This is a genomic window from Demequina sp. NBRC 110052 (genome assembly GCF_002090075.1).
GTDB lineage: Bacteria > Actinomycetota > Actinomycetes > Actinomycetales > Demequinaceae > Demequina.
This window is the reverse complement of the sequence record NZ_BBRI01000002.1, coordinates 919,897-946,624: the sequence shown is the minus strand read 5'-3', so window position 1 is coordinate 946,624 and position 26,728 is coordinate 919,897. Positions and strand designations below refer to the sequence as shown.

The following is a 26,728-nucleotide window of genomic DNA, read 5'->3' as shown; positions in this document are numbered from 1 at the left end:
CCGGCGTGGGCCGATCCGGTGCAGAGGTGGGGAGTAGCGTGGCGGGCGTGAACGACCCGTGGACGCTGCCCCATCCCTCCCTCATCGATCGCTCCGGCGAGCGACGCGAGCGGGTCGACCTGGACGCGGCCGACGCGGTGGTGGTCTCCGAGGGACGCCTCCTCGCGGCGGGAGGACGGCTCGTCGAGCTCGCGCCTCCCGAGCATCCGCCAGCGTCGCTCAAGGTGTACCTGGGCAGGGACGGAGACCGGGACCTGGTGGCGCTCGTGCCTGAGGACCCGGCCTTCGTGGACGGCTACGACGGCATCGGCGGCGAACGGCTCGTCGGCCTGCGGGATCTGCTCGGGCCCTTCGCGCAGCGCGGAGACGAGGGGCTGCGCGATCGCGAGCTCGCCGCCACCGCGGTCGCGGTGTCCGCGTGGCACGCGGCGCATGGCCACTGCGCCCGTTGTGGAGCCCCGACGGCGCCCGCGAAGGGTGGCTGGGTACGGGTGTGCCCCGAGGACGGCCGTGAGCACTATCCGCGCGTCGACCCGGCGATCATCGTCGCCATCACGGACGAGGACGACCGACTGCTGCTCGCGCACGCGGCGCACTGGACGTCGCGGCGCTTCTCGATCCTGGCGGGCTACGTGGAGCCGGGGGAGACGTTCGAGCAGACGGTGCATCGGGAGGTGTACGAAGAGGCGGGGATCACGCTCACGGACGTGGCGTACGCAGGTTCGCAGCCGTGGCCGTTCCCCGCGTCCGTGATGGTGGGATTCACCGCACGTGCGACGAGCGCCGACGTCCGCGTCGACGGCGAGGAGATCACCGAGGCGCGCTTCGTGGGCCGAGAGGAGCTCGTCGCGCTGATCGCCGACGGCGAGATGGTGATCGCCCCACACGGTTCCATTGCCCGGCGTCTGATCGAGCAGTGGTACGGCGCACCGCTCGCGGACCGCGCACCAGACGCGCGCGTCGACGTCTGACGCCGCGCCCGCGCACCTGGGGACGGGCGCGGCGATGTCGGTCTCGGCTGACACAATGCGTGTGATGTCTGCCGACGAGATTCTCGATGCCCTCGACCCCGAGCAGCGGGAGGTCGCCACCGCGCTGCACGGTCCCGTGTGCGTGCTCGCGGGTGCTGGCACGGGCAAGACCAGGGCGATCACGCATCGGATCGCGTACGGGGTGCGCGTGGGCGCCTACAACCCGCAGTCCGTGCTCGCGGTGACGTTCACCGCGCGCGCCGCGGGTGAGATGCGGCAGCGCCTGAGGGCGCTTGGCGCCACGGGAGTCCAGGCGCGCACCTTCCACGCCGCCGCGCTGCGGCAGCTGAGCTACTTCTGGCCGCAGGTCGTCGGCGGCCAGGTGCCGCAGCTCGTCGAGCACAAGGCGCCTCTCGTGGGCCGCGCCGCGCGTGACGCGGGACTGAGTGTGGACCGCCTCGCCGTGCGCGACCTCGCCTCCGAGATCGAGTGGGCCAAGGTGTCGCTCGTCGCGGCAGAGGACTACGTGCGCGTGACCGCGGACCGCGGTCGTCCTGAGCCCGCGGGCCTGTCACGTGCGCAGGTGGTGGACGTGATGCGGGCCTACGAGGAGGCGAAGACGCAGGCCGTGGTCCTCGACTTCGAGGACATCCTCCTGCTGCTCGCCGACATGATCGGCCGCCACCACGAGGTGGGCGATCAGATCCGCCGCCAGTACCGTCACTTCGTCGTGGACGAGTACCAGGACGTCTCTCCGCTGCAGCAGTTCCTGCTGGATCAGTGGCTCGGCGGCCGTGAGGAGCTGTGCGTCGTGGGCGATCCGGCGCAGACGATCTACTCGTTCGCGGGCGCCTCGCCTCAGCATCTGCTCGAGTTCGCAAGGCGATACCCGGCGGCACAGACGGTGCGCCTGGTCCGCGATTACCGCTCGACTCCGCAGGTCGTGAACCTTGCGAACGGCCTCATGGCGCGACGCGGTGCGGCCAGCGCGGGCGTGGAGCTCGTCGCGCAGCGACCCTCGGGGCCTGCGGTGGGCTTCAAGGCGTACGCGGACGACGCGGCGGAGGCGGCAGGCGTGGCCGACGCGGCGCAGTCGCTGATCGCGGCCGGAGTGCCCGCGAGCGAGATCGCCGTCCTATATCGCACCAACAGCCAGTCCGAGGCGCTCGAGGAGGCGCTGTCGATGCGTGGCGTCGGCTACCTCGTGCGCGGCGGGCAGCGCTTCTTCGACCGTGACGAGATCAAGCGGGCGGTCGTGCTGCTGCGCGGTGCGGCAGTCTCTCCCGACGAGTCACCGCTCGGCGAGCAGGTGCGCGCCGTGGTCTCGGACGCCGGCTGGTCTGAGAAGCCGCCTGCCGAGCGCGGGGCGGTGCGCGAGCGGTGGGACAACCTGCAGGCGCTCGTGCAATTGGCGGACGACATGGATGCGGATGCGGGCGGCGAGACCACCCTGCGGGAGTTCGTCGAGCACCTCGCGGAGCGCGCCCAGGCCCAGCACGCGCCCGCGGTCGAGGGCGTCACGCTCACGACCGTGCACGCCGCCAAGGGGCTCGAGTGGGATGCCGTGTTCGTGATCGGCTGCTCCGAGGGGCTCATGCCCATCTCAATGGCGGAGACGGACGAGGCCATCGAGGAGGAGCGACGGCTGCTGTACGTCGCGATCACGCGTGCCCGCGAGCATCTCGCGCTGTCCTTCGCGCGTGCTCGTCGCGAAGGTGGCAAGGCGACCCGCAAGCGCACTCGCTTCCTCGAGCGCTGGTGGCCCGACGCGGCGCCCGCGCGCGCTCCCCGCACGTCCACCAAGACGCAGCTCGCCGACCTGGACGTGGAACAGTTGCGGCTCTTCGAGTCGCTCAAGAGGTGGCGGCTGCACGTCGCCCAGACCGACGGCAAGCCCGCCTTCACAGTGCTGGTGGACGCCTCGCTCGTGCAGATCGCCAGGGACAGGCCGGGCACGCTCGGCGATCTCGCTCGCGTGAACGGCGTGGGAGCCTCGAAACTCGAGCGCTTCGGACTCGAGATCCTGGAGATCGTCGCCGAGCACTGACCGCATCGCTGAGCGCCGGGGTCACGCGGTGCCGCACCCGCACGCGGGATGCGGTGTCACCTCGCTCTGCCGGGGGGCCGTCAGCGGCTCGAGCCGCCAGCGAGACGAGACCGGCGCCTCGTCGGGGCGCCGCGACAGCTCCGTCAGCAGCAGACGCGCCGCCGTGCCGGCAGCCTCGGTGAGCACGCGCGGATCGACCCATGGCCGCCGCGCCTCGAGCTGCAGCAGCAGGGACGGCCAAGCCGGATCGCGCTCGCGGGCGTGATGCGCCACACAGCCAGCGCACGCGGTGACGCCGGGGACGACCAGCGGTCCCACGTCGACGCCGTCCTCGTCCGCGGAGATGAGCAGATGCGGGAGGCCGTCGAACTCCCAGCGGGCCGTCACAGTGCGGCTGACCCCGCCCAGAGCGATCGCCGCGCCCAGCACGACTTCGCCGGGCGGTGGGGACCAGGGGGAGCGCTCGGCAACCGTCCAGTGCGCCGCCCCCGCGCACGTGGAGGCGACGTGCCTCGGGCTGTAGGCGTCCGGCTCGACGCGCGCGGGTGCGGCGTCCTCGTAGCGGGTACCGACTCCCGCGGCCGCGAGAGCCACGCCGATCTCCACCCCGAGCGCGCCGGCGCCGTGGATCGTGACAGTGGCCTCGGCGGTCTCACGTGGGCCGTCGGCGAGCAGTCCCGCGTCGCGCAGGCGCGCGACCGTGGCGGGCGCGGGCCCGTGCGCGGCGGGAATGCCAGGCGGTTCCATGAGCGCCAGCGCGGCGCTGGTGGCGGGATCCGCGCACTCGATCAGGATGGGACGCGCGACACCCACCTGCACGGGGCCGTCGGGCCGCACGAGCACGGGAACGCCTGGTCTGAGCCGCATGCGCCGATCGTCGCATCGCGACGCGCTCCCGCCCGGGTTCTCCACAGGCGCTCCTGTTCCGCGCAGGGTGCCGCCGCACGATCTCTGCGCGCACCGAGAGGTGCCGGACATGCAGAAGGCGGGCCCCCGAGGGGAGCCCGCCTTCGTCACGCCTTCGGTGGGGCGATTACGCCTTGCCGAGGATGCGGTTCAGCTTGGTGCCGCACACGGGGCAGATGCCCTTGGCCATGCGACGGTCGTTGGCGACGACCACGTCACCCTCGGTCTCGCGCTTCTCCTTGCACTTCACGCAGTAGAACTCGCCCTGGTACTTCTCGCCCATGAGCCTTCCTCCTTCGTAGTGCGCGGCGCCGGTGCGCCGCGCGTCGATCGGTCTCGTGGACCCTTCGCCCCCCAGCGTAGACGTGAGGGGGGACAAAAGGTCGTCATCCCGCCCCGACGTGTCGTGGGGCCTGTGGCGACTGAGAGAGCCTACGGCACCCTGGGCGTCACTCGCGCCCCGGGCTCTCCGACTCGTCCGGACCGTCCGCATCGAGATCGTTCGCGGGGTCCGCGTCTGTGCCGCCACCGAGGAGCCGCTCGAGCTCGCGGTCCATCGTGTCGTCGTCGTCGCCGGTGAGGCGCCGCTCGACCCACGCGGTCCAGTCGTCGAGGTCCTCTGCGGTCGGAAGCAGGTCGGGATGCGACCAGACGGCGTCACGCGCCTCGGGTCCTCCGCGCGACGCGAGCGCCGCCCACAGCGCGGCGGCGTCACGCATGCGACGGGGCCGCAGCTCGAGCCCGAGGAGATTGGCGAACGCATCCTCTGCCGGGCCGCCCGCGGCCCGGCGGCGGCGCATCATCTCGCCCAGCGCCCCCACCTGAGCCACGTGCGGCGCGGCGGCCCGGGTCACCACGTCCTGGACCCATCCCTCGATCAGGGCGAGGAGAGTCTCGATCGATGCGAGCGTGGCCTGCTGTTCATCGTCGGCGTGCGGCGTGAAGATGCCCTTCGTCAGCGCCTGCTGCAGCGTGGAGGGATCGCCGTGGCCGGCCTCCCGCACGGCGGAGTCGAGCGCGTCCAGATCGATGCGGATGCCGGCGGAGTACCGCTCGACGAGCGCGTGCAGCGTGCCGGGCAGCCACGCGGCGGCCTGGAACAGGCGTACGTGCGCGGCCTCGCGCAGTGCGAGGTACACGCGCACCTGGTCCTCGGGCACCTCGAGACCTTCGGCGAAGGCACTGATCGCGCCTGGCACGAGAGCGACGCGCGGCTCGGGGAGGAGGGGCAGTCCGAGGTCCGTGCCGCCGAACGTCTCCTGCGCCATCTGGCCGGCGGCCTGGCCCATGTGCATCCCGCACACGGTCGGGCTGACGGAGGCGAGCATGCCGCCCGCCTGCGAGCCGAGCACCGCAGCGAGCTCGGCGTCCTCACCGCCGATCTCCTGCGACAGCACGCCGCCGAGCGCCTGCGAGACGCTCTCGGCGACGGGGCCCGCGAGGACGCGCCACGTCGGCAGGGTCGCCTCGACCCACTCGGCGCGGCTCCAGACACGCGGCTCGAGGCGCGAGGGGTCCAGATCGGTGACGGCATCGAGCCACAGCTCGGCGCGCGAGACGGCCTCGCGGTGGGTCGCCGCGATCGACGCCGTGACGGTCGGGTCGCCGCCCTGCGCCGCGACGCCGCGCGCGACGTCGTGGGCGAGCTGCCAGTTCACCGTCTGTCCGTCGGACTGCGACAGGAGCGTGCGGATCTGGCTCAGCACGTGGTCCATCATCGCAGGCGAGGCGGTCATCCCAGAGGCGGCTGCGAGCGCCTGGGGGTCCATGCCCATGCGCTGGAGCTCCTCGAGCGCGGCCTCGGCATCGTCCCCGAACAGCTCTCGCAGGAGGCGCATCCAGGGGGTCTGATCGTCGTTCACGGGTTCTCCTCGCCCACGGTGCGGGCGCGTGACGGTGCGCCCTCACTCAACGTAACGAACCGGGGGGCGGATTGGGCCCCGCGTTCGCTATGAGCAATGATGGCCGGGTGAGCCACGACCCGACCCGTCCCGAAGCCGAGTCGACCGCTGTCACCGAGGAGGCCGCCGCGTCGGACGTGTGGGAGCGCATTCGTGCGGGAGCCGACCAGGAGGACCACGCGGGTCCGACGCGGCGCAGCACCGTGATGGCGGTCACAGGGCTCGCGACCAGCCTGCTGATCGCGGTGCTCACCATCGTGCCGTCGCCCTATGCGATCGGCGGCCCCGGGCCGACGTACGACACGCTCGCGACCGATGGCGGCGCGTCGCTCGTGACGATTACCGGCGCGCCGACGTATCCGCCGTCTGGCGAGCTGCGGCTCACCACGGTCTCGGTGTCGGACGCCGCATCCCAGCCGTTCACGATGGGCGCCGTCCTGCGCGCCTTCCTGTCCGGCTCCGCATACACGGTGCCCCGGGAGGCGGTCTTCGGGGCGACGGACGAGGAGGCCGAGGAGGTGGCCGAGCAGTCGCGCGTCGACTGGGTGACGTCGCAGGAGCGCGCCACGGTCTCCGCGCTCGAGGCGCTCGGCACCGAGGTTCCGGCCGAGCTGAGGGTCGCGGAGTTCATCGAGGGCTCGGACGCGATCGGTGTGCTTCAGGTGGACGACTACCTCGTGGCGCTCGACGGGCAGCGGCTCGATGGCTTCGCCGATCTCGCCGACGGCATCGCCGCGCACGAGCCAGGCGACGAGGTCGACGTCACGATCGATCGGGGCGGCGAGGAGCTCTACGTCTCGTTCGTGCTCTCGGACAACGGCGAGGGTGAGCCTGTGATGGGCATCTTCGTGGACCCCGAGTTCGACCTGCCGATCCAGGTGGACGTCGCCATCGACACGGTGGGGGGCCCGAGCGCGGGCCTCATGTTCTCGCTCGGCATCATGGACCTCCTCACGCCCGAGGACGAGCTTGCGGGGGTAGCAGTCGCGGGCACCGGCACGATCGACACGACGGGCGACGTGGGGCCCATCGGGGGCATCGCGCTGAAGATGGCAGGCGCCGCGCGTGACGGGGCTGCCTGGTTCCTCGCGCCGCAATCGAATTGTGATGAAGTGATCGGGCACATTCCCGCTGGTCTGTCCGTTGTAGCGGTCGAGACCATCGACGACGCCTATGCCGCCATCGTCGCGATCGGTGAGGGGCAGACCAACGCCCTGCCGACGTGCTCCGCTGTGGCAGGCTAGTCAGCAGAGTCTCGTACGCGCCGGCGCAGTCCCCGCCGGCGTTCCCGATCAGCCGAAGGGCCCGAAGTGACGTTCGCCGACGACCGCCAGCCGACCCCGCCACGCCGACCCGACGTCCCACGCAGGCGCTCGCCGCTTGGCATCGCCGCGATCACACTGGGCGTGCTCGTCGTCGCCGCCGTGATCCTGGCCAACCTCTGGACCGAGATCGCGTGGTACCGCCAGGCGGGCTACTTCGACGTGGTGCGCACGCAGTGGATCGCGCGCCTCTCTATCTTCCTCATCTTCGGCGTGCTTGCCGCCGGCGCCGTGTGGCTGTCGCTCGTCCTCGCCAAGCGCGCGCGCCCGGCCCGCGTGGACGGACGCTCGGGGCTGGACCGCTACCGTCAGCAGATCGAGCCGCTCGAGAAGGCCGTCATGATCGCGCTTCCCGCGGTCGTGGGTCTGATCGCGGGCGGCGCCATGGCATCGCAGTGGACGACCTTCGTCGCTTTCCTCAACCAGGAGCCGTTCGGCGTGACCGACCCGCAGTTCGGTCTCGATGCCTCGTTCTACGTGTTCACCCTCCCGGTGCTGCGCTCGCTCGTGGGCTTCGTGCTCGCCATCTCCATTCTGTGCGCCGTCGTCTCGGCGTTCGTGCACCTGCTGTACGGCTCGATCGCTGGCGGTGGGCGCTCGTTCATCGCCTCGAAGGGCGCGAGGATCCAGCTCGCGATCCTTGGCATGATCGTCATGCTCGCCATCGCCGTCAACTACTGGCTGGACCGCTTCGGTCTGCTCACCAAGCAGAACCCCGACGACAACTTCTACGGCGCGAACTACACGGACGTGAATGCGGTGCTGCCGTCGCGCGAGATCCTCGCAGGCATCGCGGTCATCGTCGGAATCCTGTTCCTCGTCGTGATCTGGCGCGCCGACTGGCGCATCCCCATCGTGGGCGTCTCGCTCATGGTGCTCGCTGCGATTACGATCGGCGCCGTCTACCCCGGCATCGTGCAGCGCTTCCAGGTCAACCCCAACGAGCAGGAGCTCGAGGAGCCGTTCATCCAGCGCAACATCGACGCCACTCTCGCCGCGTACGGACTGGACGACGTCGAGGTGACGCAGTACGACGCGACGACCGAGGCGGACTCCGCAGCGCTGCGCGCGGACGCCGACACGACGGCGCAGATCCGCCTTCTCGACCCGAACATCGTCTCGCCGGCGTTCCGTCAGCTGCAGCAGAACCGCCAGTACTACACATTCGCCGACCCGCTGGTCGTGGACCGCTACGCGATCGACGGCGAGTCCCAGGACACCGTGATCGCGGTGCGCGAGCTCAATCTCGAGGGCCTCGACGCGGAGAACCGCAACTGGGTCAACGACCATACGGTCTTCACGCACGGCTTCGGCGTGGTGGCCGCGTACGGCAACACGGTCAACCGCGACGGCCAGCCGTCGTTCTTCGAGGGCGGGATCCCGTCCTCGGGACTGCTCGGCGAGTACGAGCCGCGCATCTACTTCGGTCAGAACCTGCCCGACTACTCGATCGTCGGCGCCCCCGCCGGGACCTCTCCGTGGGAGCTCGACTACCCCGACGACGACTCGCCGACGGGACAGCAGAACACGACGTACACAGGTGAGGGCGGCCCGAGCATCGGCAACATCTTCGCCAAGGCGATGTATGCGATCTCGTTCGGCTCCGAGCAGATCCTGTTCTCCGACCGCGTCACGTCCGAGTCGCAGGTGCTGTACTACCGCGACCCGATCGAGCGCGTGGCCCGCGTCGCGCCGTACCTCCAGCTCGATTCGACGGCCTACCCGGCCGTGGTCGACGAGCGCGTGGTGTGGGTCGTGGACGGCTACACCACCACGTCGGACTACCCGTACTCGAGCCGTCTGAGCGTGTCCGGACTGTTCGCAGGCACCGACGAGGCGCTCCAGCCCACGCTGGTGAACTACATCCGCAACTCGGTCAAGGCCACCGTGGACGCGTACGACGGCTCGGTGACGCTGTACGCGTGGGACGACCAGGACCCGATCCTGCAGACCTGGTCGCACGTGTTCCCCACCGCGATCCAGCCGATGTCCGAGATCTCGGCGGACCTCATGAGCCACCTGCGCTACCCCGAGGACCTGTTCACGATCCAGCGCTACCAGCTGTCTCAGTACCACGTGGACGACGCAGCCTCGTTCTTCTCAGCGCAGGACTTCTGGCAGGTCCCGGCCGACCCGAACGACTCGACGCAGCGCCAGCCGGCGTACTACCTATCCCTGCAGATGCCGGGGCAGTCCGAGCCGACCTTCTCGCTCACGTCGAACTTCATCCCTGCGGGCTCCGACGCGCGCAACATCCTCACGGGCTACCTCGCGGTGGACTCGGAGACGGGAGACACCGCGGGCGAGGTCGCAGAGAGCTACGGCCAGCTGAGGCTGCTCGAGCTGCCCCGCGACTCGACCATCCCGGGCCCGGGCCAGGTGCAGAACAACTTCAACTCGGACTCCGAGGCGCAGACGACGCTGAACCTGCTGCGTCAGGGCGAGTCGACCGTCGAGAACGGCAACCTGCTGACGCTGCCCGTGGGAGGCGGCCTTCTGTACGTGCAGCCCGTCTACGTGCAGGCGAGCTCCGGCACGCAGGTCCCGCTGCTGCGCAAGGTCTTCGTGGCCTTCGGCGAGCAGGTCGGATTCGCCGACACTCTCGCGGAAGCGCTCGACCAAGTCTTCGGCGACGGCGCCAGCGACGGCATCGACGAGGGCGACGGCACCGGCGACGGATCGGGTGACGGCGCCACGGACGGCGATGGTGCAGGCGACGGTACCGGCGACGGCACCGAGGAGCCGCCCGCCGCCACCGAGGCGCGCGACGACCTGCGCGACGCCCTGGACCGCGCCAACGAGGCGATCCAGCGCGGCAACGCGGCGCTTGCCGAGGGCGACTTCGCGGCCTACGGCGTGGCGCAGGACGACCTGGCTGCTGCGCTCGAGGACGCGATCGAGGCGGAGGCACGCCTGGAGGAGCTGGCCGATGCTGCGGCGGAGGGCGGCGCCTGATCGATCTGTCCTGGACCACCTCGCAGACCTGTTAGACTGTTCAGGCACAACGACGCGGGGTGGAGCAGTTCGGTAGCTCGCCGGGCTCATAACCCGGAGGTCGCAGGTTCAAATCCTGTCCCCGCTACCACTTCGGAAGGCCCGGACCGTCAGGTCCGGGCCTTCGTCGTTCTCGCAGGGTGTTGTTGCGCTGCACTGTCCCCCGCCACGCGGCGCCGCCTGGGCCCCAGGTCCTTGGAGAGCGCTCACATCGGGCGTAGTCTCGCGCTTCGTGCTTGTGTGTGATCTGTCCCCTGCATGCGACGGCCCCCGGCGGGCTGCCTCGTGAGCGCGCCCGCCACGCGCCGCGCGTGGATCCACGGGAGGACCGCGCTGCTGATCGCGTTCGCCTTCTCGGTGATGGCGGACCCCGTGTCCTCCGTCGCGTACGCGATCGAGGCCGCGCTCCGCGAGCTCGACGGCAACCTGGCGCTGCTCCTGCCTGCGATGGGCATGGTCGTCCTCGTCGTCGCACTCGTCGTGACGAGCTATCACCAGCTCGTCGGGCGCTTCCCTGAGGGCGGCGGAGCGGCCGCGGCGACGGGGAAGGCCTTCGGCGACGGGCTCTCCTTCGTGCCCATGGGAGCGCTGATCGTGGACTTCGTCCTCACGATCGCGATCTCGGTCTCGGCGGGCTCCTCGGCTCTCATCTCATACCTGCCAGCGCTGGCGCCGTATCGGCTGCCGCTGGCGCTGGGACTGCTGGTGGTCGTGGCAGGTCTCATGTGGTTCGGCCACCTGGGGCGCGCCGTGTTCGCGCTGCTGACCGTGATCTTCCTCGCCGCGGCAGTCGCGGTGCTCGTCTCCGCGCTCGGTGCCGAGCCCGGCGCCGCGCAGACGGCGACGCACGCTCCCGGCCTGTTCGATGGCGCGCCGCTCGCGGTCATCCTGGCCTTCCCGGTCGCGATGGCGCTCGCGACCGGTGTCGAGGCGCCGTCCTCGGCGATCGCGCAGCTCGCCCAGCTCGACGACGCTGGCCGGCGCACCTTCGGCCGCTGGGCTCTGTGGCTCACGCTCGGCATCGTCGGCACGCTGACGCTCGCGATCACCGCAGCCGTGGTGGCACTCGGCATTCACCTGCCGCATGAGGATTCGACGCTCGTCGCCGATCTCGCGCGCGCCGTCGGCACTCCTGCCGTCTTCACGCTGTTCCAGGCCGCCACCGCGCTGCTGCTTCTGTCTGCGGCAAGTTCGTCCTTCCAGGCGGGGCCAGGCTTGCTGAAGGCGCTTGCGCGCGGCGAGGGGTCGGCCCACGGGGTCCTGCCCGAGCCGCTCGGACGCACGAACTCGCACCACACCCCCTATGTGGGCGTCGTCCTGTTCCTCGTCCTCTCGGGAGCTGTCGTCATCGCTGCCGACGCGCGTGAGCCGCGCCTCGTCCTCTTCTACGCTGTCGCGGTGTTCGTGAGCTTCCTCATGGGATTGGCGTCGATGGCGATTCTCGCGCACCGGGACGGCCAGCGCAGGTGGGTCGCGCTGAATGTCGCGGCTGCGATCGCCGTCGCGTTCACGCTCGCGATGAACGTTATCCGGCCCGCAGCGCTCGGTTCGCTCGCGGCAACGGCGCTCGCCGCCGGCGTACTGTACGCGGCGTGGGTCAGGGCGGGCCGGCCTCGCGGAGCGGCGCACGCGGTGGCGGAGGCCGAGGCAGGCGAGGCCGAGTCCGCGGCAGGGGGAGAGCACGCCGGGGAGATGTCCGAGGAGACCGTGAGCATTCCCGTGCGGCGGGCGGGAGCGCGCACGCGGGAGTGAACCGCGCGGACGGCGTCGCGACTGCTAGCCTCGCGTCGTGACCGCGCGAAGGGTGGGGATCCTCGGTGCCACGGGGATCGGGGTCGGCTCGATGCTCGGCGCGGGCGTGTTCTCCGACATGTGGGAGGACGTCCTCGCCGCCGGCCAGTGGTATCTCGCCGCGATCGGCATCGCCGCACTCGTCGCCGTGCTCAATGCACTCTCGACTGCACAGCTTGCCGCCGCGCATCCGGTCGCGGGTGGCGCCTACGCGTATGGACGTGCTGAGTTGAACCCGTGGGCGGGACACGTTGCGGGCGCCGCCTTCCTCGTGGGCAAGACCGCCTCGGTCGCAGTGGCGGCGGGCGTCCTCGGCGCGTACGTGCTTCCCGGGCATGCGCAGGGCGTGGCGACCGCTGCGATCGCGCTCGTGTGGGCGCTCAACGCGCGAGGCATCACCAAGACGGCGTGGGGCGCCACTGCGATCGCGATCGTGGTCAGCCTCGCGCTCGCCGCACTGATCGTGCTCGCGTTCGTGACGCCCGTGAGCTTCGGCTGGTTCGCCTACGCGCCGCTCTCGGGCGAGACCTATGATCCCGCGATCCTGGATGGCGGGGTGGTCTCTGCGCTGATCCCTCATTCGTCTGAGGGCGGGCTCGCGCAGCTCCCAGTGGCCGCGGCGGCGGCCTTCTTCGCGTTCGCAGGCTACGCGCGCATCGCCACGCTGGGCGAGGAGGTGCGCGATCCGGCGCGAGTGATCCCACGCGCGATCATCGCGGCGCTCGCGGTGGTGCTCACGCTGTACGTCGGTCTGGCGATCGCGCTTCAGTGGCACGTGGGCCTCGCAGGTCTCCAGAGCGGTCTTCCCCAAGGTGTCGACTTCAGTGAGACGAACACGCTGGGGCCGATCGAGCGCCTGGCCGACGCGCTGGGTGCCCCGGTCGCAGCGGTGACGGTCGTGGCGGCGCTCAGCGTCGGCGGAGCGATGCTCGCAGTGCTCGCAGGCGCGGGCCGTACCGCGATGGCCATGGCGCGCGAGGGTGATCTGCCGCGTGCGCTCGCTCGTCAGGGGAGCAGTGGCGCGCCGTGGCTCGCGGAGCTCGCGATCGCGCTCGCGGCCGCCGCGCTCGTCTGGATGCCGATCTCCAGCCTGCTGCTCGTCTCGGTCGCGACGATCCTCACGTACTACGCCGTCGCCAATGCCGCCGCGATCCGTCAGCGCCGCGCTGGCCGGACCGCGACGCTCGCAGTCCCGGTGGCGCTGAGCGCGCTGGGTCTGCTTGGCTGCGTGTCCCTCGCGGTCGTCGCGGCGCCTGCGGCTGCCGGGGAGGGCGGGGTTTGGCTGCCGTGGCTGCTCGTGGCGTCGGTGCTCGGGTGGCCGACGCTCGCGTGGCTGGTGCGTCGTCGCACCTGACCGGCGGGGTCGCGCGTGGGTTCTCCTCGCGCTACCATGTCCGAGTCGTTGACGGGTCCACCATGGTGTGACCGTCCTCGGCCCGCACCTCAGTCCCCGGGGGTGCGGGCGACGACTCCCCGGATGGCCCGAGAGCAGCGCCTCGTCAGGAGCCGAGCCACCATCCCGCGCCCGCCCCCGCGATGCCGACCGCGAGCGTCGCCGCGAGGTAGGCCGCCGCATCGGACCGGCGCCCGTCCTTGAACAGCACGATCGCGTCGACTGCGAGTGACGAGAACGTGGTGAGGCCCCCCGCGAGGCCCCCGCCGAGCACATACAGTGCGTTGGCGCCCAGCGCCCCGCGCGCCTCGAGCGCGAGAAGTGCACCCAGCAGGATGGACCCGAGAGCGTTGACGAGGATCGTCGGCCATGGGAACGACTGTGGGTGGTCGATCCGGCCAGCGAGATAGCGCAGCACGGCACCGGCTCCGGTGCCGGCGGCTGCTGCGAGGAGCAGGAGCGGGTCGATCATGGCCGTGGACCCTCGTAGCGACGCTCCTTCACGTCTTCCTCGCGCACCGCCTCAGCGGAGCCGAACCACCAGCCCACGCCCGCCGCGGCGACGGCTCCTGCCATCAGGAGGCCCAGCAGCGCCCACGCCCACGGCTCAGCCGCGTCGGCCGTCCACGTGAGCGCGGCGATCCCGGAGAAGGTGGTGAACCCTCCCAGCAGGCCAGGGCCGATGGCGGGGAACAGGGCCCAGCCGCCCTCGCGCTCGGCGCGTGAGACGACGAAGCCGAGCACTGCCGATCCGAGCACGTTGATCAGTACGAGGTCCCACGGGACGCTGCCCTCGGCGCTCAGCGCCGCCCCAACGATCAGCCTGAGCACACCGCCGACGGCTCCGCCGACGAAGACGAGCAGCAGCGGGCGCAGCATCCGCTACGCGCGCTCCGCGAGCCAGGCGTCGGCCTCGGCCAGCTCGGCCTCGAGCAGCCGCGAGGCGTTCTCCACCAGTGCCTTCTCGATCATGGGCCCCACGAGGGGCATCGGCACCGTGACCTTGCCGGTGGCGAGCAGCTCGGTGGCCGGGCCCTCGTCGGTGAGCCCGATCGCCCCCGAGACATGGCCGGGCGCCCCGAGGATCTCCACGGCGAACGTACCGATGCGCTGACCCTCCTCGGGGGCCTCCCACGCCTCGACGTACGTGATCACCAGGCTCGCGCCCACGAAGCCGCGGAACTCCGCCGGGATCGACGAGGTGGGCGCCTCGCGGCGCAGCGTCACCTGAAAGTCGGCGTCGCTGGTGCCGTCGACGTCGGCGTCGAGGACCTTCGCGCCCATCGTGGCACCGCGGCGGCGCACGAACTCACGGTCGGCGAACATCCTGACGACCGCCTCGAGCGGTGCGTCGAGGCGGTGCCGGTGTGTGAAGTCCATGTCCGTGATCCCCCTGGTGCAGTGCCTCGATCCTACCGCGAGGCACCCCCGATCCGGCCCCGGCAGAGCGCGCGTCCGATGCGCGCGTGCAGTGCCGTACGAGGGCCGTAGGCTGGGCCCGTGGCCAGTTTGAGAGAGATCGCCGAGAGGTATACGCACCTCAGCGACGCCGAGGCGGAGCGCCTGTCCATGCTCGCGGAGGACTGGCAGATCATCGCCGACCTCTCGTTCGCCGATCTGGTGCTGTGGCTCGAGGTCGACGGCGGCTTCGTCGCTATCGCCCAGTGCCGGCCGTCCACGGGGCCGACGGTGCACCAGGAGGACATCGTCGGGTCCAGGGCCGCGGAAGGACGCAACGCGCATCTGCGCCGCGCTCTCGACGAGCGCGCGATGGTCGCCTCGCGGGAGCCGCGCTGGGACGAGACTTTCGCCGTGCGCGAGGACGCGCTGCCCGTGGTGCTCGACGGCAAGCCCATCGCGGTGCTCACACGCGAGGTCTCGCAGGCGGTGTCGCGGTCGTCGTCCAGGCTCGAGCTGAACTACAAGGGCGCGGCCGACGACGTCCTCCAGATGATCACGCGAGGCGAGTTCCCCACGGCGACCGCCATCAGCGGCCCGCGCCGCGGTGCGCCCCGCGTCGGCGACGGCGTGCTGAGGCTGGACGCGGCCGGGCATGTCACGTACGCGAGCCCCAACGCGCTGTCGTGCTTCCACCGCCTGGGTCTGACGGGCCCGCTCATCAATAAGTCGCTGCCGCGCGAGGTCAGCACTCTCATGCTGGACAAGGGCCAGATGGACGAGACCCTCGCGATGGTCGTCATGGGCCGGGCCGCGTGGCGCACCGACATCGAGTCAGGCGGTGCCGCACTGTCGCTGCGCGCGATCCCCGTCACGGAGAACGGCGTGCGCCACGGCGCGGTACTGCTGTGCAGGGACGTGTCAGAGCTGAGGCGCCGCGAGCGCGAGCTCGTGACCAAGGACGCCACGATCCGCGAGATCCACCATCGGGTGAAGAACAACCTGCAGACGGTCGCGGCGCTGCTGCGGCTGCAGTCCAGAAGAGTGGAGGCGCCGGAGGCCCGCGAGGCGCTGGCCGAGGCCATGAGGCGCGTCAGCACCATCGCGATGGTTCACGAGACCCTCTCGGGCACGCTCGACGAACTCGTGAACTTCGATGACCTCGCGCAGCGGTCGATGCGTATGGCGGCGGACGTCGCCTCTCCGAACGTGCAGGCGCGCATCGTGCGCGAGGGTGACTTCGGCATGATCCCGGCGCAGTGGGCGTCGTCGCTCGCGCTCGTGGTCACGGAGCTCATCACGAACGCCGTGGAGCATGGCTTCGAGGGGCGCGAGCACGGCACAATCACGATCCGCGCGGATCGCACGAGCGACGGCGAGCGTCTGCACGTGGAGATCGAGGACGATGGCTCGGGTCTGACGGGGAACCCGACGGGCCTGGGCTCGTCGATCGTGCGCACGCTCGTGGAGAACGAACTGGGCGGCTCGATCGAGTGGACCGATACGGGCCGCGGCTCGATGGTGCGCCTCGATGTGCGCGTGTCGGAGCCGCGCACTGACACGCGGTACTGAACTACGGCTCAGGCGAGCGGCCGCCGGGCACCACACCCGGCGTCGCCGGGCGCGCGGCTACTTGGCGGCGCGGCGTGCGCGCGCAGCGCGGCGCTTGAGCGAGCGGCGCTCGTCCTCGGACAGTCCGCCCCATACGCCGGAGTCCTGGTTGTGCTCCATGGCCCACTGCAGGCAGACCTCGCGGACCGAGCAGCCGTTGCACACGGCCTTGGCCTTCTCGATCTGAACGAGTGCGGGGCCGGTGTTGCCGACGGGGAAGAACAGCTCGGGGTCGTCGACCTCGAGGCAGGCTGCGCGATTGCGCCAATCCATCTTGAACTCCTTGGAAAAAACGAGCGCGACGGCCTCGGTTCCGGGGGAGGAAGGAGGATCCGTCGCGTCTCTGCAACATCACTGCCTACCATCGTCGCATTGTTACGAACAGATGACAAGACCCCAATTCTGCGACCTTTCTCACAGTTGAGAGGGGATTTCGTGACGGGTACTGCCGTCCCTCGGGTAACGCGCGAGGGGCCCGGATTGATCCCGACGCGCGCTACCGTGGGGGGCATGCCTCGCCCAGGTCCGGATCTGCTCACGCGCGCGGCCTCGGTGCTGCTGTGGCTCGAGGCCGTGGCGTTCGCCGCGCTCGCGGCGGGGGCAGCCGTTCACTTCGCCCAGGTGGGCACCGCCGACGGGGGTGCGGCGCTGGGTATCGCAGCCTGTGCCGTCCTCGGCGCGGCATCAGTCGCCCTGATCGCGCGCGGCTTCTCACGAGGCTCGAGCTGGTCGTATGGCGCAGCCCTGACCTGGCAGCTGCTGCAGGTAGCGATCGCGACGCTGATCTGGCGCGCACTTCCTGTCGCCGCGGCGGTGATCGTGGTCGTGTCGGGCGTGGTCGCGATCGCTGTGACGCGCCGCGGCGCGGCCGCCGCATCTGCCGAGACCGACGAGGGCCGCTGACGCTCAGGTCACGGGGGTGCAATCCCTCAGGGGTTGAGGGCTGAGGCAGCGGCCTTCTCGCGCGCGATCGGCTGCACCTCGCCTGTGGGAGTGACGACGCCCGCGTACCACTCATAGGAACGCATGATGAGTGTGCGCGGAATCCGCTGCAACGAGTAGTCGGAATGCACCACGGTCGATGACACCACGACCTGCGGCTCCGAGGTCCACGCCACCCACTCGGCGTTCCGCGTGAGCACCACCGGCGGCTCGCCGAACACCTCGGTCATCGCCGCGAGCGTCTCCTGCGTCGGCTCCACGAGCGCGAGCACCACCGGCACGTCGCACATCACGCGCAGTGTCCCGAAGTGCGACGAGGTGCCCGCGAGGATGATCGGGCGGCCGTCGGCGACGTCGCACAGAGCCTGAGCCTGTGCGACCGCGCCGTCGTGCTCGCCGCCTCCGAGCGGGGCGCCCATCTCGCGGGTGGCGACGTTGACCGCCGCGAGCACCGGGTCCTCGTCGCCCGGCACGACCGAGACCCACGTGCTGAGGGGCAGCATCACGAATGCGATCGCGGCGACTCTGCGCGCGGAATGGCGCGCGCCCTCGGTGCGCAGGAGGCTCGCGAGCCACCACGCGGCGACGGCGGCCGCGAGGAGGAATCCCGGCAGCGAGGCGGGCTCGAAGCGCCGGATCGCCCAGAGCTGATCGGGCATGATCGAGGGCTGCCACGCGTACATGAGCGTCGGCGCGAGCAGTGCCGCGAGCGCGATCCACCAGGCCCCTTGGCCGCGCAGCGCGCGGTAGGTCATGAGTCCGAACCCCAGTACTCCCAGCGCTACGAGCGGCCAGGTGAGGTAGTAGCTGATCCAGGTGATCGTGTGCTCCGCGTACGTGCGCAGAGGGTCGATCTCCATGCCAGCCGCTGCCTGGAACTGCTCGACCACCCCATTGGCGAACACGTCGGAGGGCGTCTCGGTTCCGCGCCTCACCACCGTCCACAGCGGTCGCGACGCGAGCGCGACCAGGGCTCCGGACACGACGAGCGCGCCGATCAGGGAGCCGCGATGGCCCAGGCGTGCGGTCGCGCCCGTGAGCAGGCGTTCACCTCGGAGTCGTCGCCCCCACGTCAGCGCCCACGCGACTGCCACGACAAGCCCGAGAACGTAGACGGCGCCGAGGGAGGTGATCTGATCGGTGAGGCGCAGCACGTACTCCCGACTCCAGCGCAGAAGCGCGAGGTAGCCGGCGCCGAGCACGAGCAGCTGCATTCCGGCGAAGCCCAGAAGAGCACGCCGCCGCCAGGTCGCGTCGTGCGGGCTGGCGGCGAGTGCGAGCGCCGCCCCGGCGAGCGCGCCGACGGCGAACGCGGCGGCGTCGATGCGGATGAGACTCGTGGCGCCCGTCGCGATCGCGCCCGCGAGCACGGGTGCCCAGCGTCGCTCGTCGACTCCCTGCCACGTCCACGCGAGGCCCGCGATGACCAACAGCAGCGTGAGCGGCTCGGTATAGGCGGCACGTGAGAGCCCGATGTGCGCGACGGTCAACGCCAGCGCGGTGGCAGGGGCGAGGGCCGCCATCGGGGTCAGGAACCGTCGGGCGGCGAGGTGGACTGCGGCGAGCCCGGCAGCGCCGGCGACGACGTTGGCGACGAGCACGCCGTTCAGGCCGCCGATCCAGCCACCGATCGCGATGGTCGCGGGGAGCATGTGCGCCCCCTGGGGCTGCACCATCTCGCCGCGCAGGGTCCACGCCTCCGAGGCGTCGGGGATGAGGTTGGCCTGCAGGGCCGCCGCCTCGATCGCCCCCGACGCCGGGATGTCGGTGCCTCCATGGTCGACCAGCCAGATCCCCGAGAGGGTGAGGAAGCCGGGGTCGCGAACCACGATGAGGTACTCGGACGCCATGAGGGCGTTCGCGACGGTCCAGGCGACGAGCCCCACGACCAGCAGGGTGCCCGCGAGGGCGGCGCGCGGGTGCGGATCCACGCGGACCAGGGGTCTCCATCCGAGCGCGGCGATCAGGGCCGCAAGCGGCATCACTGTCCAGGGATGATGCGCGTCGAGAGAGACGGCCACGCCTGCGGCAAGCGCGAGCGACGAGGCGATCAGCACGATCGCCGCAGGCGCCGCGGAGGCGGCTGCGATCAGCGGCTGGGGGAGGCGCGGCTCACGCAGGGCCGCGGCGTCTGCGTCGAGTGCGCTCACGCCTTCCGAGCCTACCGGCGGCGACGCGCGCCGTGGCGTGTCGCGCGGCTCTTGCAATGTCGGGTCCCAGCGGTATCGTGTCCCCATGACCCGCATTGTCTTGGTCGAAGATGACCCGACTATTTCGGAACCCTTGACCCGGGCTTTGGGTAGGGAAGGCTACGACGTGCAATGGCACGGAACCGGTGCCGGAGGAGTCGGGGGAGCAGAGGACGCCGATCTGGTGATCCTCGACCTCGGCCTGCCCGACATCGACGGCGTGGATGTCGCGCGGCGCATCCGCGACAAGGGCCTCCAGGTTCCGATCCTCATGCTCACCGCGCGCGCAGACGAGGTGGACCTCGTGGTGGGCCTCGACGCCGGCGCGGACGACTACGTCACCAAGCCCTTCCGTCTCGCCGAGCTGCTCGCACGCGTGCGCGCGCTCCTGCGTCGTCGCGTCGGCGGTGAGGCTGCCGGCGAGATCGCGGCCCGCGACGTGCGCGTCGATGTGTCGGGGCACCGCGCATACCTCGGCGACGCCGAGCTCCAGCTCAGCTCCAAGGAGTTCGAGCTGCTGCAGGTGCTCGTCGCCAACGCAGGCTCGGTCGTGTCGCGCGAGTCGCTCATGCGCGAGGTGTGGGAGGCGGAGTCGGGTGCGCCCTCCAAGACGCTCGACATGCACGTCTCGTGGCTGCGCCGCAAGCTCGGCGACGACGCCGCGAACCCGCGGTACATCACGACCGTGCGCGGCATGGGCTTCCGCTTCGAGAACGACGACTAGGAGCGCGCCGTGAGGCGGCGGATGCTCCAGGCGACCATCTCCGCGCTCGTGGTCGCGGTGATCCTGCTCGGCATCCCGCTAGGGGTTGCTGCCGCGCAGCTGATCCGTGGCGACGCGGAGCGGGACCTGGATCTCAGGACTTCGACTGCGGCGCGTGCGCTCGAGGTCAGGTACCTCCTCGGTGAGACCATCGACGAGCGCACGCTCTCGTCGTTCGTCTCTACCGCGTCGGGCGCGCCGCGCTACATCTCGGTGCGCCTGCCCGACGGTTCCGAGCACTCGGCCGGCGAGCGTCCCTCGCCCGCGCTCTCCGACTCGGAGTCCTCCGACTCGGGGATCGTCGTCATCATGGAGGTCGCATGGTGGGACGTGTTCTTCGAAGCGTCACGGCTCGTGGGTCTCGTGCTCGCGGTCGCCGTCATCGCGGTCGTCGCGGGTGTCGCGATGGCGTCGTGGCAGGCCGAGCGGCTCGCGCGCCCGCTGGTGTACCTCGCCGCCTCCGCCGAGCAGGTGGGCGCCGGTCAGACTCGGCCCCGCCTCGAGCGCACCGGAGTCGAGGAGATCGACATGGTCGCGGACGAGCTGAGCAGATCCGCGGATCGGATGGCCGCGCGCCTCGCGGCCGAACGCCAGTTCGCGTCCGACGCGTCGCATCAGCTGCGCACGCCGCTCACGGCGCTCACGATGCGGCTCGAGGAGATCTCCCTCACCACCGATCAGGACGAGGTGAGGGCCGAGGTCGACGCATCGCTCGAACAGGTGGAGCGCCTGGTCGGCGTCGTCGACGACCTGCTGGGCCGATCGCGACGCGCGCTCGGCGCGGGGACCGAGATGGTGCAGCTCGCCGAGGTCTTCGCCCAGCAGTACGAGGAGTGGGAGGCGTCGTTCGCGCGCGCCGGTCGCGCGCTGGTGGTCGAGGACACGGACGCCACGCTGTTCGCCACCCCGGGCGCGCTCGCGCAGGTGCTTGCGACTCTCATCGAGAACTCCCTCCACCACGGAGGCGGCACCACGACCGTCTCCGCGCGGTCCTCGGGCGCGAACCACGCGCTCGTCATCGAGGTGCGTGACGAGGGCGAAGGAGTGCCCGACGATCTCGCGCCGCGCATCTTCGAGCGCGAGGTCACGTCCGGTCGTGGGCACGGGCTGGGACTTGCACTCGCGCGCGACCTCGTGACGGCGGACGGGGGTCGGCTCGAGCTGTCCCAGCGCAGGCCCGCCGTGTTCTCCGTCTTCCTCCAGGGCGTGCCGCGCATGGTCGACCTCGAGGAGGTCGTCCCGCACAGCCGCGTCGAGCGCCGACGCGGCCGCCGCCGCCGCTGATCCGCGCCTCAGCGCTCTGAGCGCTCCTCGTCGTGCGAAGGCGCGGCGTCACGGAACACGAAGAGCCGGTAGCCCACGTAGCGGGCGACGGTCCCGAGTCCGATCCCGATCGCCGCGGCGACGTTGTCGGCGAGCGCCGACGTGAGGTCGAGCCCGTGATGCGACAGCGCGACCACCCCCGCCTCGAGCCCGAGCGCCACACCGTTGATGAGGAAGAACAGCAGCGCCTCGGCGCCGGGGCGGTGCACCTGCATCCCCCGGAACGTCCAGCCGCGGTGCGCGAGCCATGCGAAGGCGATGGAGACGACCGTGGCGATGGCCTTGGCCGTGACGACGCGGTCGTCATCGCCCGCGACCGTCGAGTCGGGAGCGAGCGGCCCGAGCCTGAGCAGATTGAACACTCCCAGGTTCACGACGACGCCCGCGGCGCCCACCGTCGCGAAGCGCGCGAGCTCTCCCGCGCGGCCCCGCAGACGGTCGACGAGTGTCATGGTTGTCGAGCGTACCGGCGGTAGGTTGGGGGCCATGACCCCGCCTATCGTCGCCGTCATCGGAGGCGGCCAGCTCGCCCGCATGATGGCACCCGAGGCAACCGAGCTCGGCATCGTGCTCCGCGTCCTCGTCGAGTCCGAGGAGGCCGCGGCGGCGCTGCCGGCTCACGAGACGGTCGTCGGCCTGCCGCGCGACCCCGACGCGGTGGCGAGGCTGCTCGCCGAGCCCCGTCCTGCCGTGCTGACGTGGGAGCACGAGCACATTCCGGCCGAGGTGTTCGCGGCGGCCGAGGCCGTCGGCGTGCCCGCGCGCCCTGGCCTGGACGCGCTGATCTACGCGCAGGACAAGATCGAGATGCGCCGCCGCATGGACGCGCTCGGCCTGCCGAATCCCGACTGGGCGCCGGTGACCACCGAGGCGGAGGTCGCTGACTTCCTGGACTCCCACGGCGGCGAGGCGGTGCTCAAGACCGCGCGCGGTGGCTACGACGGCAAGGGGGTGAGGGTCATCACCGAGGCGACCGACGCGTCGGACTGGCTCGCAGCCGCGGCAGACGGCGGTCCGCGCGTGCTCATCGAGCAGAAGGTTCCTTACGTGAGGGAGCTCGCCGCGCTCGCGGCCCGCAGGCCTTCAGGCGACGTGGTGACGTGGCCCGTGGTCGATTCGATCCAGCGCGACGGCGTGTGCTCGGAGGTCATCGCGCCCGCCACGGGGCTCACGGCCCAGGAGGAGAGCGAGGCCCGCGAGGTCGCGACGCGCATCGCGACCGAGCTCGGCGTCGTGGGGGTGCTCGCCGTCGAGATGTTCGACACGGGCGAGCACGTGCTCATCAACGAGCTCGCCATGCGGCCGCACAACTCGGGTCACTGGACCCAGGACGGGTCCGTGACCAGCCAGTTCGAGCAGCACCTCCGTGCAGTCCTGGATCTGCCGCTTGGCTCGACCGCGGCGACCGCGCCCGTGACGGTGATGGCGAACGTGCTCGGTGGCGCGCGCGAGGACCTCCCCGCAGCGCTCGCCGACGTGCACGACCCCGACGCGAAGATTCACTTGTACGCGAAGGGCGTGCGGGCGGGGCGCAAGGTGGGGCACGTCAACCTCTCCGGCGCCGACGCGGACGACGTCTACGGCCGTGCGGTGGCCGCCGCCGCTATCGTGAGGGACGGAGGTGCGACATGAGCGACGAGCGACCCCTGGTGGGGATCGTGATGGGTTCCGATTCCGACTGGCCGGTGATGCAGGCCGCGGGCGAGGCCCTGGCCGAGTTCGGCGTGCCGTTCGAGAAGGACGTCGTCTCCGCGCACCGGATGCCGGACGAGATGATCTCGTACGGGCGCGCGGCCGCAGATCGCGGGCTCAGGGTGATCATCGCGGGCGCGGGAGGCGCGGCGCACCTGCCGGGCATGCTCGCCTCGGTGACGACGCTGCCCGTCGTGGGAGTACCCGTGCCGCTCAAGCACCTCGACGGCATGGACTCGCTGCTGAGCATCGTGCAGATGCCCGCAGGCGTTCCCGTCGCCACGGTATCGATCGGAGGGGCGCGCAATGCGGGCCTGCTCGCGGTGAGGATGCTCGCCGCGGGAGAGGGGCCGCACGCGGAGCGACTGCGCGACGAGATGTCGGGCTTCCAGGAGCGTCTGCGCGAGATTGCGCACGCCAAGGGAGAGGCGCTGCGCCGAGCCTAGGCGGCGATCAGTCGTCGAGGACGCACGAGGCGAGGATCTGCTCCTCGGTCTCGCGCTCGACCGTGACCACGTACGCGGCCTCCGGCGGGATCGGCAGGTACTGCGTCCGCTCGAGCTGCGAGGTGTCGACCGGCTGCTGCACCGTTCCGGGGCTATCGTCGGTCTCCTCGTCGTCGGACGAGTCGTCCTTGAGGGGGAGCGGCTGATCCGCGAGAAGCGCCTCCCACACGTCATCGGCCGCGCTCGTGATGACCACGTCGCCGGAGCCGTCGCCCGCGTAGGCCCACGGGATGGTAGACATGCTCACGTTGTCCATCGACAGGTTCCGGAGCGAATAGGCGAGACCGAACACGTAGCCCACGTCGCCCAGCTGCTCCGACATGGTGAACGAGCCGGCCGCCGCGCGGATGAACTGCGTCAGCACGTCGATGTCGGTGAGAACGTTCATGCCGAGCGCCTTGCGCAGGACCGACTCGATGAGCTCTTGCTGGCGCTCGATGCGCGCGAGGTCCGTGCCGTCGCCCAGGCCGGACCCCGTGCGGGCCCTCGCCCACGCGAGCGCCTGCGTGCCGTTGAGCGTCTGCGCGCCGGCGTCGAGGTCGAGGTCCGCCTTCTTGGAGTACACATCGCGGGGGATGCACATGGGCACGCCGCCCAGAGCGTCGATCATGTCGCGGAAGCCGGCGAAGTCCGCGACGACGTACTGGCCGTCGAAGGCGAGTCCGCTCATCTCGTTGATCGTGCGCATCACGCACGCGGCGGCTTCCGCGGGGTTGTTGTTGAAGCCGAAGCCGTTGGAGAAGGCGACGTTGAACTTCGTGGTCCAGCCGCGTTGCGACTGGCCGTCGAGGGACTCGCAGTAGGCGATGTCCACCCTGGCGTCGCGCGGGATCGACACGAGGTCCACGCGGCTGCGATCGGCTGAGACGTGCACGATGATCGTGGTGTCGCCTCGTGCACCGTCCACGTAGCCCCCGAGCGCCGCGTTCTCGTCGCTGCGGACGTCCGAGCCGATGAGCAGGATGTTGACCGGCTCGCCTGCATAGGTGTCGACGGGAGTTCCCGTGGTGGCGTCGGCGCTCACGGGAGCCGCGATGTAATCGGGCTTGTCGCCGGCGTCACCCGCGATCGAGCCGATGTCCTGGGTGTTCAGTTCGCTCTCGAACAGCGCGAGCGAGGTGCCAGAGAACACTGCGCCGAAGGTCGCTGCTCCGAGCACCAGAGATCCGAGCACGCCGACGACCACGCCGGTGCGCATGCGCGCGGCGTGGCGGGGGCGCCGGTGGGCGCGCTGCACAGGAGATGCCTCAGTCATGGATGCGCCGATTCTACGTGGTGCACGCCGCGTTCTGGGAGTCTGTGACGGATTCCTCGCCGGAATCGCCGGATTCCTGCGTCGGGTCGGAGCCCGTGGACGGGTTCGAGCCGTCGTCCCACGTGGACGACGCGTCGTCTGCGGCGTCGATGGTCAGCGGCTCGTCGTCGCGCAGCTGCTGCCACATCGACTCGGACTCGGGCAGGAGCTCGACGTTGAGGAAGTCAGGGGTGTACTCCCACGGGACGGTCGCGAACACGATGTCATCGGTGTCGATGCCGCGCAGGCTCCAGGCGAGCCCGGTGAGGTACTCGACTGAGCCGAGCTGGGTGTCGGTGGTGAGGGATCCGGCGACCGCCTTGAGGAACTGCGTGATGGCCCCGGCATCGGTGAGGATGTTCTGGGCGAGCAGCGAGTCCGCGACGGCCCCCATGAGCGCCTGCTGGCGCGAGATGCGCTGCAGGTCCGAGCCGGAGACGTCGCCCACCTCGGCCGTGCGCAGGCGCGCGAAGCCCAGCGCCTGCGCACCCGTGAGGGTCTGCTGACCCGCGGTGAGCTCGAGGTGGGCCTTCTTGGACGAGATATCGAAGGGAATGCACATCTCGACTCCGCCGAGCGCGTCGACCATGCGCTCGAAGCCGACGAAGTCGAGCACGGCGAAGTGCTCGATCGAGATCCCGGTGAGGTGCTGGACCGTGTTGATGGTGCAGGCGGCAGCCTCGGCGGCGTCGCCCTGTCGCCCGCCGTTGCTGAACGCGACGTTGAAGTCGCCGTGACCGCCGGGGATCTCGGTGCCGTCAAACAGCGTGCAGTCGGCGATGTCGACCTGCGCGTCACGCGGGATCGAGACGAGCTCCACGCGGGCGCGGTCCGCGGAGATGTGCATGAGCATCGTGGTGTCGGAGCGCATGCCTTCGGCGTCATCGCCCCCGATGTCCCCGTTCTCGCCCGTGCGCACGTCGGTGCCGATGAGCAGGATGTCGAGGGCCCGGCCCGCGTCGGGATCGGTGGGGTCTAGCTGCTCGTCTATCGGGTCGACGATGCCGGAGACGTCGTTCGCGTCGATCGCGCCTTGCAGATTCCCGGCGAGCGCGGCGACCGAGACGAGCGCGAATCCGGCGAGCGCGGCGACAGCAGTGCTTCCCACCCGCAGCGCCGTGAGCGCGCCGCGCCGCGTGCGGTGGCGCACGGGCGCGCTGCCGCGCGCGTACCTGGTCACATTCCCCTCCTCGTCCCTGCTGCGCATTCAACGCCCGGCGCGGCGTGTACGTTGCGAGGGCGGTGACAGGGTGTGGCAAGGGTCGCTCTCGACTTGACTGGCGCGGATTACACAGGTGTAATTTCGGGTAAGCGGGGGTTGCCACCCTCGTGGGCGATTCGGAGGGAAGCCTATGTGGAGCATCTACGACGGCACCGTGCCCTCAGACGCCGGCAAGCCCACGCCGACGCTGGCACCGGTGGTCGACATCTTCGATGCTGTCGACGACGACGGTCCGCTCGGCTGGCAGGAACGCGCGCTCTGCGCGCAGACCGACCCGGAGGCCTTCTTTCCCGAGAAGGGAGGCTCCACCCGTGAGGCAAAGAAGGTGTGTGCGTCGTGCGACGTGCGCTCGGAGTGCCTCGACTACGCGCTCGAGCATGATGAGCGCTTCGGGATCTGGGGCGGTCTGTCGGAGCGTGAGCGACGCAAGCTCAAGCGTCGCGCTGTCTAGCGAGCCGGTGAC

At 70.8% G+C, this 26,728-nt stretch carries 24 protein-coding genes and 1 tRNA gene; 14 read left to right on the top strand and 11 right to left on the bottom strand.

Annotated elements, in window-relative coordinates; all coding sequences use genetic code 11:
* Positions 1-47: 47 nt before the first annotated feature.
* Together nudC and B7K21_RS04575 are read left to right on the top strand one after the other, a co-directional pair.
* Entirely contained in the window at positions 48-971 is a 924-nt protein-coding gene (gene nudC, locus B7K21_RS04580; RefSeq protein WP_200806239.1) for an NAD(+) diphosphatase, read from the top strand.
* A 64-nt stretch (positions 972-1,035) separates the two neighbouring features.
* Positions 1,036-3,018: an ATP-dependent helicase gene (locus tag B7K21_RS04575; RefSeq protein WP_084074025.1), complete on the top strand. Its 1,983-nt coding sequence runs from the start codon at positions 1,036-1,038 to the stop codon at positions 3,016-3,018.
* Positions 3,019-3,039: 21 nt separating this feature from the next.
* Here B7K21_RS04575 and B7K21_RS04570 read toward each other — a convergent pair whose 3' ends face one another.
* The 3 genes from B7K21_RS04570 to B7K21_RS04565 all read right to left on the bottom strand — a co-directional run bounded on the left by B7K21_RS04570 (position 3,040) and on the right by B7K21_RS04565 (position 5,786).
* Entirely contained in the window at positions 3,040-3,885 is an 846-nt protein-coding gene (locus B7K21_RS04570; protein WP_084074024.1) for a hypothetical protein, read from the bottom strand.
* A gap of 166 nt (positions 3,886-4,051) precedes the next feature.
* A complete protein-coding gene (locus B7K21_RS12725) occupies positions 4,052-4,207 on the bottom strand; it encodes a DUF5679 domain-containing protein (protein ID WP_144016067.1) in 156 nt (51 codons plus the stop codon).
* 166 nt (positions 4,208-4,373) lie between these two features.
* Positions 4,374-5,786: a zinc-dependent metalloprotease gene (locus B7K21_RS04565; protein ID WP_234989179.1), complete on the bottom strand. Its 1,413-nt coding sequence runs from the start codon at positions 5,784-5,786 to the stop codon at positions 4,374-4,376.
* Between the two features lie 107 nt (positions 5,787-5,893).
* Between B7K21_RS04565 and B7K21_RS04560 the strand changes: the two genes are divergently transcribed.
* The 5 genes from B7K21_RS04560 (at position 5,894) to B7K21_RS04540 (ending at position 13,286) form a co-directional block, all read left to right on the top strand.
* Positions 5,894-7,069 (top strand): PDZ domain-containing protein, encoded by a 1,176-nt coding sequence (locus B7K21_RS04560; protein ID WP_234989178.1) that lies wholly within the window; start codon positions 5,894-5,896, stop codon positions 7,067-7,069.
* 66 nt (positions 7,070-7,135) lie between these two features.
* On the top strand, positions 7,136-10,102 hold the full coding sequence (locus tag B7K21_RS04555; protein ID WP_084074023.1) for a UPF0182 family protein: 2,967 nt from the start codon (positions 7,136-7,138) through the stop codon (positions 10,100-10,102).
* Between the two features lie 53 nt (positions 10,103-10,155).
* Positions 10,156-10,232: transfer RNA gene (locus B7K21_RS04550), tRNA-Met, on the top strand.
* Between the two features lie 194 nt (positions 10,233-10,426).
* Positions 10,427-11,893: an amino acid permease gene (locus tag B7K21_RS04545; RefSeq protein WP_200806238.1), complete on the top strand. Its 1,467-nt coding sequence runs from the start codon at positions 10,427-10,429 to the stop codon at positions 11,891-11,893.
* A gap of 37 nt (positions 11,894-11,930) precedes the next feature.
* Complete coding sequence (locus B7K21_RS04540; RefSeq protein ID WP_144016066.1) at positions 11,931-13,286, top strand: APC family permease; 1,356 nt, start codon at positions 11,931-11,933, stop codon at positions 13,284-13,286.
* A 145-nt stretch (positions 13,287-13,431) separates the two neighbouring features.
* Here B7K21_RS04540 and B7K21_RS04535 read toward each other — a convergent pair whose 3' ends face one another.
* Genes B7K21_RS04535 through B7K21_RS04525 form a run of 3 tightly spaced genes read right to left on the bottom strand, consistent with a single transcriptional unit; the run spans position 13,432 to position 14,705 of the window.
* Positions 13,432-13,797, bottom strand: a complete 366-nt coding sequence (locus B7K21_RS04535) for a CrcB family protein (RefSeq protein ID WP_084074020.1) — start codon at positions 13,795-13,797, stop codon at positions 13,432-13,434.
* A complete protein-coding gene (locus B7K21_RS04530; protein ID WP_084074019.1) occupies positions 13,794-14,204 on the bottom strand; it encodes a CrcB family protein in 411 nt (136 codons plus the stop codon). The genes B7K21_RS04535 and B7K21_RS04530 overlap by 4 nt, the downstream gene beginning before the upstream one ends.
* Before the next feature lie 3 nt (positions 14,205-14,207).
* Complete coding sequence (locus B7K21_RS04525) at positions 14,208-14,705, bottom strand: DUF2505 domain-containing protein (protein ID WP_084074018.1); 498 nt, start codon at positions 14,703-14,705, stop codon at positions 14,208-14,210.
* A gap of 120 nt (positions 14,706-14,825) precedes the next feature.
* On the opposite strand from B7K21_RS04525, the gene B7K21_RS04520 reads away from it, so the two are divergent.
* The gene (locus B7K21_RS04520; RefSeq protein WP_084074017.1) at positions 14,826-16,295 is read left to right on the top strand and encodes a sensor histidine kinase; all 1,470 of its coding nucleotides are present in this window, start codon (positions 14,826-14,828) and stop codon (positions 16,293-16,295) included.
* A 57-nt stretch (positions 16,296-16,352) separates the two neighbouring features.
* On the opposite strand, the gene B7K21_RS04515 is transcribed toward B7K21_RS04520, so the two are convergent.
* On the bottom strand, positions 16,353-16,607 hold the full coding sequence (locus B7K21_RS04515) for a WhiB family transcriptional regulator (protein WP_084074016.1): 255 nt from the start codon (positions 16,605-16,607) through the stop codon (positions 16,353-16,355).
* A 237-nt stretch (positions 16,608-16,844) separates the two neighbouring features.
* Here B7K21_RS04515 and B7K21_RS04510 point away from each other — a divergent pair, with 237 nt between their 5' ends.
* Positions 16,845-17,237, top strand: coding sequence for a hypothetical protein (locus tag B7K21_RS04510; RefSeq protein ID WP_084074015.1), 393 nt, complete (start codon positions 16,845-16,847; stop codon positions 17,235-17,237).
* A gap of 26 nt (positions 17,238-17,263) precedes the next feature.
* Here the strand turns inward: B7K21_RS04510 and B7K21_RS04505 are convergent, their stop codons facing one another.
* Positions 17,264-19,426 carry a hypothetical protein gene (locus tag B7K21_RS04505; RefSeq protein WP_084074014.1) on the bottom strand — a complete coding sequence of 721 codons (2,163 nt, stop codon included), beginning with the start codon at positions 19,424-19,426 and terminating at the stop codon, positions 17,264-17,266.
* 85 nt (positions 19,427-19,511) lie between these two features.
* Between B7K21_RS04505 and B7K21_RS04500 the strand changes: the two genes are divergently transcribed.
* Both B7K21_RS04500 and B7K21_RS04495 read left to right on the top strand, forming a co-directional pair.
* Positions 19,512-20,189, top strand: coding sequence for a response regulator transcription factor (locus B7K21_RS04500; protein WP_084074013.1), 678 nt, complete (start codon positions 19,512-19,514; stop codon positions 20,187-20,189).
* Between the two features lie 9 nt (positions 20,190-20,198).
* Entirely contained in the window at positions 20,199-21,512 is a 1,314-nt protein-coding gene (locus tag B7K21_RS04495; protein ID WP_084074012.1) for an ATP-binding protein, read from the top strand.
* 8 nt (positions 21,513-21,520) lie between these two features.
* Here B7K21_RS04495 and B7K21_RS04490 read toward each other — a convergent pair whose 3' ends face one another.
* Complete coding sequence (locus tag B7K21_RS04490) at positions 21,521-22,003, bottom strand: GtrA family protein (protein WP_159448413.1); 483 nt, start codon at positions 22,001-22,003, stop codon at positions 21,521-21,523.
* Positions 22,004-22,037: 34 nt separating this feature from the next.
* On the opposite strand from B7K21_RS04490, the gene B7K21_RS04485 reads away from it, so the two are divergent.
* Positions 22,038-23,183: a 5-(carboxyamino)imidazole ribonucleotide synthase gene (locus tag B7K21_RS04485; RefSeq protein ID WP_084074011.1), complete on the top strand. Its 1,146-nt coding sequence runs from the start codon at positions 22,038-22,040 to the stop codon at positions 23,181-23,183.
* Positions 23,180-23,689 (top strand): 5-(carboxyamino)imidazole ribonucleotide mutase, encoded by a 510-nt coding sequence (purE, locus tag B7K21_RS04480; protein WP_084074010.1) that lies wholly within the window; start codon positions 23,180-23,182, stop codon positions 23,687-23,689. Before B7K21_RS04485 ends, purE begins: the two co-directional genes overlap by 4 nt.
* A 7-nt stretch (positions 23,690-23,696) precedes the next feature.
* Here purE and B7K21_RS04475 read toward each other — a convergent pair whose 3' ends face one another.
* Both B7K21_RS04475 and B7K21_RS04470 read right to left on the bottom strand, forming a co-directional pair.
* Positions 23,697-25,004: an LCP family protein gene (locus B7K21_RS04475; RefSeq protein WP_084074009.1), complete on the bottom strand. Its 1,308-nt coding sequence runs from the start codon at positions 25,002-25,004 to the stop codon at positions 23,697-23,699.
* Between the two features lie 13 nt (positions 25,005-25,017).
* The gene (locus B7K21_RS04470; protein ID WP_144016065.1) at positions 25,018-26,223 is read right to left on the bottom strand and encodes an LCP family protein; all 1,206 of its coding nucleotides are present in this window, start codon (positions 26,221-26,223) and stop codon (positions 25,018-25,020) included.
* A 172-nt stretch (positions 26,224-26,395) separates the two neighbouring features.
* Between B7K21_RS04470 and B7K21_RS04465 the strand changes: the two genes are divergently transcribed.
* Positions 26,396-26,716, top strand: a complete 321-nt coding sequence (locus B7K21_RS04465; protein WP_084074007.1) for a WhiB family transcriptional regulator — start codon at positions 26,396-26,398, stop codon at positions 26,714-26,716.
* Positions 26,717-26,728: the final 12 nt, after the last annotated feature.

Excerpts from the sequence above, each read along its gene's own strand:
- B7K21_RS04465 (WP_084074007.1), top strand. The coding sequence starts at position 26,396 with ATGTGGAGCATCTACGACGGCACCGTGCCCTCAGACGCCGGCAAGCCC.
- B7K21_RS04515 (WP_084074016.1), bottom strand. The coding sequence starts at position 16,607 with ATGGATTGGCGCAATCGCGCAGCCTGCCTCGAGGTCGACGACCCCGAG.
- B7K21_RS04575 (WP_084074025.1), top strand. The coding sequence starts at position 1,036 with ATGTCTGCCGACGAGATTCTCGATGCCCTCGACCCCGAGCAGCGGGAG.
- B7K21_RS04525 (WP_084074018.1), bottom strand. The coding sequence starts at position 14,705 with ATGGACTTCACACACCGGCACCGCCTCGACGCACCGCTCGAGGCGGTC.
- B7K21_RS04530 (WP_084074019.1), bottom strand. The coding sequence starts at position 14,204 with ATGCTGCGCCCGCTGCTGCTCGTCTTCGTCGGCGGAGCCGTCGGCGGT.
- purE (WP_084074010.1), top strand. The coding sequence starts at position 23,180 with ATGAGCGACGAGCGACCCCTGGTGGGGATCGTGATGGGTTCCGATTCC.
- B7K21_RS12725 (WP_144016067.1), bottom strand. The coding sequence starts at position 4,207 with ATGGGCGAGAAGTACCAGGGCGAGTTCTACTGCGTGAAGTGCAAGGAG.
- B7K21_RS04510 (WP_084074015.1), top strand. The coding sequence starts at position 16,845 with ATGCCTCGCCCAGGTCCGGATCTGCTCACGCGCGCGGCCTCGGTGCTG.
- B7K21_RS04535 (WP_084074020.1), bottom strand. The coding sequence starts at position 13,797 with ATGATCGACCCGCTCCTGCTCCTCGCAGCAGCCGCCGGCACCGGAGCC.
- B7K21_RS04490 (WP_159448413.1), bottom strand. The coding sequence starts at position 22,003 with ATGACACTCGTCGACCGTCTGCGGGGCCGCGCGGGAGAGCTCGCGCGC.
- B7K21_RS04475 (WP_084074009.1), bottom strand. The coding sequence starts at position 25,004 with ATGACTGAGGCATCTCCTGTGCAGCGCGCCCACCGGCGCCCCCGCCAC.
- B7K21_RS04570 (WP_084074024.1), bottom strand. The coding sequence starts at position 3,885 with ATGCGGCTCAGACCAGGCGTTCCCGTGCTCGTGCGGCCCGACGGCCCC.
- B7K21_RS04485 (WP_084074011.1), top strand. The coding sequence starts at position 22,038 with ATGACCCCGCCTATCGTCGCCGTCATCGGAGGCGGCCAGCTCGCCCGC.
- B7K21_RS04500 (WP_084074013.1), top strand. The coding sequence starts at position 19,512 with ATGACCCGCATTGTCTTGGTCGAAGATGACCCGACTATTTCGGAACCC.